Origin of the sequence: Streptomyces swartbergensis (assembly GCF_002148965.1) — a bacterium.
GTDB lineage: Bacteria > Actinomycetota > Actinomycetes > Streptomycetales > Streptomycetaceae > Streptomyces > Streptomyces swartbergensis.
The window spans coordinates 1-5974 of sequence record NZ_NGFN01000448.1 but is presented as its reverse complement, the minus strand read 5'-3'; the positions used below and the strand labels follow the sequence as shown (position 1 = coordinate 5974).

The following is a 5974-nucleotide window of genomic DNA, read 5'->3' as shown; positions in this document are numbered from 1 at the left end:
GCCAGGATCCCCCCGGCCTTGCGCTCCTCGCCCCGCACGGTGACCAGCAGGTCGTTCGGCCACTTCAGCGCCGTGTCGACGCCCGCCGCCCGCGACAGCCCCGTCGCCACCGCGACACCCGTGAGCAGCGGCAGCCACCCCCACCGCTCCACCGGCACCTCGCTCGGAGTGAGCAGCACGGAGAAGAACAGGCCGGAGCGGGGAGGCGCCGTCCACTGCCGGTCGAGACGCCCGCGCCCGGCCGTCTGCTCCTCGGCGACGAGCACCGCGCCCTCGGCGGCCCTGCCCTCGGCCGCCCGGGCCACCAGGTCGGAGTTCGTGGAGCCGGTGCGCTGCACAACGTCCACCTCGGACCACAGCCCGCCCTCGTGCACCAGACCCCGGCGCAGGGCGGTGATGTTGAGGGGCGGACGGTCCAGGTCCGACCAACGGCTACCGTTCGGCTCTGATGCATCTCGCGGCGTCATGCAAGCCACCCTAGGTGTGGTAAACGCCGCACTGCCGATGCGGAGGCACCCCACTAGTCTACGGATGAGTAACCGTCCCCCCTTTTGAGCAGGCAGGGAGCCACATCCCGATGTCCGAGCCGGAAGAGTTGCAGCAGCCCGACATTCACACGACCGCGGGCAAGCTCGCGGATCTCCAGCGCCGCATCGAAGAAGCGACGCACGCCGGCTCCGCACGCGCCGTCGAGAAGCAGCACGCCAAGGGCAAGCTGACGGCCCGTGAGCGGATCGATCTCCTGCTCGACGAGGGTTCCTTCGTCGAACTCGACGAGTTCGCCCGGCACCGTTCCACCAACTTCGGCCTCGACAAGAACCGGCCGTACGGGGACGGGGTCGTCACCGGTTACGGCACCGTCGACGGCCGCCCCGTCGCCGTGTTCTCCCAGGACTTCACCGTCTTCGGCGGGGCCCTCGGCGAGGTCTACGGGCAGAAGATCGTCAAGGTCATGGACTTCGCCCTGAAGACCGGCTGCCCGGTCATCGGCATCAACGACTCCGGCGGCGCCCGGATCCAGGAGGGCGTCGCCTCCCTCGGTGCCTACGGCGAGATCTTCCGCCGCAACACCCACGCGTCGGGTGTCATCCCGCAGATCAGCCTGGTCGTCGGCCCGTGCGCGGGCGGGGCCGTCTACTCCCCCGCCATCACCGACTTCACGGTGATGGTCGACCAGACCTCGCACATGTTCATCACCGGGCCCGACGTCATCAAGACCGTCACCGGCGAGGACGTCGGCTTCGAGGAGCTGGGCGGAGCCAGGACCCACAACTCGACGTCCGGCGTCGCCCACCACATGGCGGGCGACGAGAAGGACGCCATCGAGTACATCAAGCAGCTCCTGTCCTACCTGCCGTCGAACAACCTCTCCGAGCCGCCGGCCTTCCCCGAGGAGGCCGACCTCGAGGTCACCGACGAGGACCGCGAGCTGGACGTGATCGTCCCGGACAGCGCGAACCAGCCGTACGACATGCACGCGGTGATCGAGCACGTCCTGGACGACGCCGAGTTCTTCGAGACGCAGCCGCTGTACGCGCCGAACATCGTCACCGGCTTCGGACGGGTGGAGGGCCGGCCGGTCGGCATCGTCGCCAACCAGCCGATGCAGTTCGCCGGGTGCCTGGACATCAAGGCCAGCGAGAAGGCGGCCCGCTTCGTGCGGACCTGCGACGCCTTCAACGTGCCGGTCATCACCTTCGTCGACGTCCCCGGCTTCCTGCCCGGCGTCGACCAGGAGCACGACGGCATCATCCGGCGCGGCGCCAAGCTGATCTACGCCTACGCCGAGGCGACCGTCCCGCTCATCACCGTCATCACCCGCAAGGCCTTCGGCGGCGCCTACGACGTCATGGGTTCCAAGCACCTGGGTGCCGATCTCAACCTCGCCTGGCCCACGGCCCAGATCGCCGTCATGGGCGCCCAGGGCGCGGTCAACATCCTGCACCGCCGCACGATCGCCGAGGCCGAGGCGAACGGCGAGAACGCCGAGAACGCCGAGGCGGTCCGCGCCCGGCTGATCCAGGAGTACGAGGACGCCCTCCTCAACCCCTACGTCGCGGCCGAGCGCGGCTACATCGACGCGGTGATCATGCCGTCCGACACCCGCCGGCACGTCGTACGGGGCCTGCGTCAACTGCGGACGAAGCGGGAATCCCTGCCTCCGAAGAAGCACGGCAACATTCCCCTCTAGCCCCAGCGATCCAGGAGGCCCACATGACGATCAAGGTCGTACGGGGCAACCCGACCCCCGAGGAGCTGGCCGCCGCACTGGCGGTGGTCAGGGCCCGCGCCGCGGCGGCGGCCGCAACGCCGCCCGGCGCGCCGGACACCCGCGACTCCTGGTCCGACCCGTCCCGCATCGCGGCTCACCGCCTGCCCCAGCCGGGGCCGGCGGCATGGGGTCGCACGTACTGGCCGGGCTGACCCGTAGGGGTGGGGGCCGGACAACTTGAGTACTCGTACTCAGGCGCCGCCCCCACCTCCCGTCCGACCATGGAAGGCATGCTGTGGTCCGACCCCGAGAACGAACCGCCGAAAGAGCTGCGGGACACGCAGGACATGCTTCGGCGGCTGGGCGTTTTCATGGCGTTGGCCATGGTGCTGGCGATGATCGTGATCGGCGTCAGGTGAGACGCGACAGGTGACGCCGATACGCTGAACGCATGACAGATCAGCCGCGCCGCCGACTCGTCCTCGCCTCCCAGTCCCCCGCCCGGCTCGGGCTGCTCCGCCAGGCCGGTTTCGCCCCCGAGGTGATCGTGAGCGGCGTCGACGAGGACGCCGTCACCGCTCCCACCCCCGCCGAGCTGGCGCTCGCCCTGGCCGAGGCGAAGGCCTCCGTCGTGGCGGCCCGGCCGGAGGCCAAGGGCGCGCTCGTGATCGGCTGCGACTCGGTGCTCGACCTGGACGGCCAGGCCCTCGGCAAGCCCGAGGACGCCGAGGAGGCCACCGCCCGCTGGAAGGCGATGCGCGGACGCGCCGGAACGCTCCAGACCGGCCACTGCGTCTACGACACGCTCTCCGGCCGCTACGCCTCTGCCACCGCGTCCACCGTCGTCCACTTCGGCGAGCCCACGGACGAGGAGATCGCCGCCTACGTCGCCTCCGGCGAACCCCTCTACGTCGCCGGGGCGTTCACGCTGGACGGCCGCTCGGCCCCGTTCATCGACGGCATCGACGGCGACCACGGCAACGTGATCGGCCTCAGCCTGCCCCTCGTACGGCGACTGCTCGCCGACCTGGGCGTCGGCATCACGGAGTTGTGGGCGCCGGCGGAGAAGTGACCGGGGTCCCGCCGCCGTCCGTCCCGCCCTGGGGCGCGGTGTCGGCGGGCTCGGCGGCACGGTCGTAGGTCATCAGCAGCAGCACGATCAGGCCGAGCACCAGCATCATGAACAGGAACGCGGGCGGGCCGACGAGTCCCCAGGTGAACGCGCCGAGCAGCCCGTGCACGACCGCCGCGCTGACCAGCAGCACCCGCCCGAACCCCGCCGCGGGCCGGTCCCGCACCGCCACCAGCAGGGCGACCAGGCCGCACAGCGCGAAGTAGAGGCCGAAGACGATCCCGCCGATCTTCGACGACACGGACATCATGTGCGGGTCGAGTCCGGCCAGGGACATGTCCTGCCGGTCGACGGCGATGCCGAGGAACCAGTTCAGCGCGGCGATGCCGAACGCCTCGACGAACAGCACCACCGCAACGACCCACGCCACCGGCCTGCGCACCACCGGGTCCACCCACTTACCGCTAGTACGTTCGGTACATCGCGAACGCTACTAACGAGTAAACCCTGGGACAAGGGTTCTGCGGCGGGCAAAGAATCATTGGGCCATTCGTAGGGACTCCACAAAGAAACCGAGTGGCCCGCAGCACGTGATGACAGAGACCTTGACCACAAGGGAGGGCTAGGGTTTGCCGGAGAAGTACTGCGTACCGCGGTGCGACAAGGGATTTCGCGGGTCGAGCGAGCCTCGCATCACGCTCCGTGTGGGCAAGCTCACCACTGGGGACGGGTCGAAGTGTCGTGTCGGCAGTCCCTAAACTCGGCTTGTTTCAAGGAGGGAGCCTCATCGTGCGCAAGGTGCTCATCGCCAACCGTGGCGAAATCGCTGTCCGCGTGGCCCGGGCCTGCCGGGATGCCGGCATCAAGAGCGTGGCCGTCTACGCCGACCCGGACCGGGACGCTCTGCATGTCCGCGCCGCGGATGAGGCGTTCGCCCTGGGCGGTGACACGCCGGGCACCAGCTACCTCGACATCGAGAAGGTGCTGAAGGCCGCGCGCGAGTCGGGCGCGGACGCGATCCACCCCGGCTACGGCTTCCTCTCCGAGAACGCGGAGTTCGCGCAGGCGGTCCTGGACGCGGGCCTGATCTGGATCGGCCCGCCCCCGCAGGCGATCCGCGACCTGGGCGACAAGGTCGCCGCCCGGCACATCGCGCAGCGCGCGGGCGCCCCCCTGGTGGCGGGCACGCCCGACCCGGTGTCCGGTGCGGGGGAGGTCGTCGCCTTCGCCGAGGAGCACGGGCTGCCGATCGCCATCAAGGCGGCGTTCGGTGGCGGCGGCCGCGGCCTGAAGGTCGCGCGCACGCTGGAAGAGGTCCCGGAGCTGTACGACTCGGCCGTGCGCGAGGCCGTGGCGGCCTTCGGCCGGGGCGAGTGCTTCGTCGAGCGCTACCTCGACAAGCCCCGCCACGTGGAGACCCAGTGCCTCGCCGACCAGCACGGCAACGTGGTCGTGGTCTCCACGCGTGACTGCTCCCTCCAGCGCCGGCACCAGAAGCTGGTCGAGGAGGCCCCCGCGCCCTTCCTGTCCGACGCGCAGGTGGAGGAGCTGTACCGCTCGTCGAAGGCCATCCTGAAGGAGGCCGGCTACGTCGGCGCCGGCACGGTCGAGTTCCTCGTCGGCAACGACGGCACGATCTCCTTCCTGGAGGTCAACACCCGTCTCCAGGTGGAGCACCCGGTCACCGAAGAGGTCGCCGGCATCGACCTCGTCCGCGAGATGTTCCGCATCGCCGACGGCGAGGAACTCGGCTACGACGACCCGGCGCTGCGGGGGCACTCCTTCGAGTTCCGCATCAACGGCGAGGACCCCGGCCGCAACTTCCTGCCTGCTCCCGGCACGGTCACGACGTTCGCCCCGCCGTCCGGCCCGGGCGTGCGGCTGGACGCGGGCGTGGAGTCCGGGTCGGTCATCGGCCCGGCGTGGGACTCCCTGCTGGCCAAGCTGATCGTCACCGGCCGCACGCGCAAGGAGGCGCTGGAGCGGGCCGCCCGTGCTCTGGAGGAGTTCCAGGTCGAGGGCATGGCGACGGCGATCCCGTTCCACCGTGCGGTGGTGCGGGACCCGGCGTTCGCACCCGAGGTGCACGGTCAGGACGGGCCGTTCACGGTCCACACCCGCTGGATCGAGACGGAGTTCGTCAACGAGATCAAGCCGTTCGCGGCGCCTGCGGACGCCTTGGACGCGGACGAGGAGCCGGGTCGCGAGACGGTGGTCGTCGAGGTCGGCGGCAAGCGCCTGGAGGTCTCGCTCCCGGTGTCCCTGGGCATGTCCCTGGCCCGCACGGGCCTGGCAGCCGGGGCCAAGCCCAAGCGCCGCGCGGCGAAGAAGTCGGGCCCCGTCGCCTCCGGCGACACCCTGGCCTCCCCGATGCAGGGCACCATCGTCAAGGTCGCGGTGGAGGAGGGCCAGGAGGTCAAGGAGGGCGACCTGGTCGTCGTCCTCGAGGCCATGAAGATGGAACAGCCCCTGAACGCCCACAAGTCCGGCACGATCAAGGGCCTCAGCGCGGAAATCGGCGCGTCGGTGACGTCGGGCGCGGCGATCTGCGAGATCAAGGACTGAGGCGAACACGGGCGGGTGGGCGCGCTCAGCGCCTACCCGCCCCAGCTACCGCCGCTGCGGGCAATCGTGCCGCAAAGGGCGATGGGGGTCCCCTGCTCGAGCGAAGCCGAGAGCTTGGGGGAGGG

The 5974-nt window shown here is 70.5% G+C and carries 7 protein-coding genes; 5 read left to right on the top strand and 2 right to left on the bottom strand.

Annotated elements, in window-relative coordinates; genetic code table 11:
* The coding region (locus tag CA983_RS39500) for a biotin--[acetyl-CoA-carboxylase] ligase (RefSeq protein ID WP_086605524.1) at positions 1-467 on the bottom strand (467 nt) is incomplete at its 3' end.
* Between the two features lie 110 nt (positions 468-577).
* Here CA983_RS39500 and CA983_RS39495 point away from each other — a divergent pair.
* The 4 genes from CA983_RS39495 (at position 578) to CA983_RS39480 (ending at position 3284) form a co-directional block, all read left to right on the top strand.
* On the top strand, positions 578-2191 hold the full coding sequence (locus CA983_RS39495; RefSeq protein ID WP_086605522.1) for an acyl-CoA carboxylase subunit beta: 1614 nt from the start codon (positions 578-580) through the stop codon (positions 2189-2191).
* Between the two features lie 23 nt (positions 2192-2214).
* Positions 2215-2424, top strand: a complete 210-nt coding sequence (locus CA983_RS39490) for an acyl-CoA carboxylase epsilon subunit (protein WP_086605521.1) — start codon at positions 2215-2217, stop codon at positions 2422-2424.
* Positions 2425-2502: 78 nt separating this feature from the next.
* Positions 2503-2631, top strand: coding sequence for a morphogenic membrane protein MmpB (gene mmpB, locus CA983_RS39485; RefSeq protein WP_086605520.1), 129 nt, complete (start codon positions 2503-2505; stop codon positions 2629-2631).
* Between the two features lie 32 nt (positions 2632-2663).
* Positions 2664-3284 (top strand): Maf family protein, encoded by a 621-nt coding sequence (locus tag CA983_RS39480; protein ID WP_086605519.1) that lies wholly within the window; start codon positions 2664-2666, stop codon positions 3282-3284.
* On the opposite strand, the gene CA983_RS39475 is transcribed toward CA983_RS39480, so the two are convergent.
* A complete protein-coding gene (locus tag CA983_RS39475) occupies positions 3253-3714 on the bottom strand; it encodes a hypothetical protein (RefSeq protein WP_244207293.1) in 462 nt (153 codons plus the stop codon). The two genes, CA983_RS39480 and CA983_RS39475, sit on opposite strands and share 32 nt — an antisense overlap.
* 359 nt (positions 3715-4073) lie before the next feature.
* Between CA983_RS39475 and CA983_RS39470 the strand changes: the two genes are divergently transcribed.
* On the top strand, positions 4074-5849 hold the full coding sequence (locus tag CA983_RS39470) for an acetyl/propionyl/methylcrotonyl-CoA carboxylase subunit alpha (RefSeq protein WP_086605518.1): 1776 nt from the start codon (positions 4074-4076) through the stop codon (positions 5847-5849).
* The last annotated feature ends 125 nt before the right edge of the window (positions 5850-5974 follow it).

What these genes read in the sequence shown, in the direction of transcription:
- CA983_RS39495 (WP_086605522.1), top strand. Translation starts at nt 578, where the DNA reads ATGTCCGAGCCGGAAGAGTTGCAGCAGCCCGACATTCACACGACCGCG.
- CA983_RS39490 (WP_086605521.1), top strand. Translation starts at nt 2,215, where the DNA reads ATGACGATCAAGGTCGTACGGGGCAACCCGACCCCCGAGGAGCTGGCC.
- mmpB (WP_086605520.1), top strand. Translation starts at nt 2,503, where the DNA reads ATGCTGTGGTCCGACCCCGAGAACGAACCGCCGAAAGAGCTGCGGGAC.
- CA983_RS39480 (WP_086605519.1), top strand. Translation starts at nt 2,664, where the DNA reads ATGACAGATCAGCCGCGCCGCCGACTCGTCCTCGCCTCCCAGTCCCCC.